The sequence below is a fragment of the Bradyrhizobium sp. Crot121 genome (assembly GCF_059512385.1).
Genome location: NZ_JCAMOR010000318.1, coordinates 1 through 623, shown reverse-complemented (window position 1 = coordinate 623; position 623 = coordinate 1). Strand labels below are relative to the sequence as shown.

General features: G+C 63.6%; 1 pseudogene. It reads left to right on the top strand.

Annotation, left to right across the window (positions count from 1 at the left end):
* Positions 1 to 623 (top strand): annotated as a pseudogene (locus AC5ZGW_RS46750) (hypothetical protein); the annotation flags it as partial.

The window sequence follows — 623 nt, the reverse complement described above, 5'->3', positions numbered from 1 at the left end:
CGCAGCTGGTTTGCCCGCACACCGCGCTCCTTCGATGTCATCCAGATGAGCCTGATCGATACCTGGGCGGCGACAGGTGCCGGCGCCTTCACGCTCACAGAAAATGGTCTCTACACAGTCGAGGCCTGGCAACGCTTTCTCGATCGGCTTACCCCAAGTGGCCTGTTCACGGTGAGTCGCTGGTACGCGCCCGGCGAAGTGAACGAGACCGGGCGATTGGTCAGCCTTGCCGTCGCAACCCTTCTTGCAAGCGGCGCCGCCGAGCCCCGCCGCCACCTCTTTCTCGCCGCAGCCGGGAAGGTTGCGACACTGATCGTGACGAAGTCGCCGCTCTCGCCGGCGGCGCTCAGGGCGCTCGAGGTTGCCGCCAATGCCAATGAATTCACCGTGCTGTTAAACCCGAACATGTCCGCGCCATCCGTAGTGCTCGAGAAGATCGTCAGTGCTACGGACCGTCGCATGCTCGACCGGGCGACCACCGGCTTCTATCTCGACCTCACGCCGCCGACCGATGCGCGCCCTTTCTTCTTCAACCAGTTGTGGTTCGCCACGTTGTTGGACGCGGACGTGTTGTCGCACTTCACCCACACCGGGGTGTTCGCGGGCAACCTGATCGCGACGCT